The 277-nt window shown below is 61.0% G+C and carries 1 protein-coding gene; it reads right to left on the bottom strand.

Annotation, left to right across the window (positions count from 1 at the left end; all coding sequences use genetic code 11):
* On the bottom strand, positions 1-277 hold a 277-nt coding region (locus tag RTW80_RS29115), incomplete at both ends, for an aldehyde dehydrogenase family protein (RefSeq protein ID WP_312721591.1).

Raw genomic sequence — 277 nt, 5'->3', positions numbered from 1 at the left:
CGGTTGATCCGGTAAACGAGATTTTGCGCACGTCATGGCTGGCCATAATGGCGTCACTAATTTCTGAGGTGCTCCCCGCGACCGCATTCAGCACACCATCCGGCACACCGGCCTGCTTCGCCAGCGTCAGCAGCGCAAAGGCGCTCAGCGGCGTGTTGTTTGCAGGCTTGATGACGCCGGTACATCCTGCTGCCAGCGCCGGGCCGAGCTTACGGGTGAGCATGGCCATCGGGAAATTCCATGGCGTGATAGCAGCAACCACCCCGACAGGTTCACG

Origin of the sequence: Escherichia sp. AM3, from assembly GCF_032029835.1 — a bacterium.
GTDB classification, from domain to species: domain Bacteria; phylum Pseudomonadota; class Gammaproteobacteria; order Enterobacterales; family Enterobacteriaceae; genus Escherichia; species Escherichia coli.
Note: the sequence above shows the minus strand (reverse complement) of the source record. Positions and strands in the feature narration are given on the sequence as shown.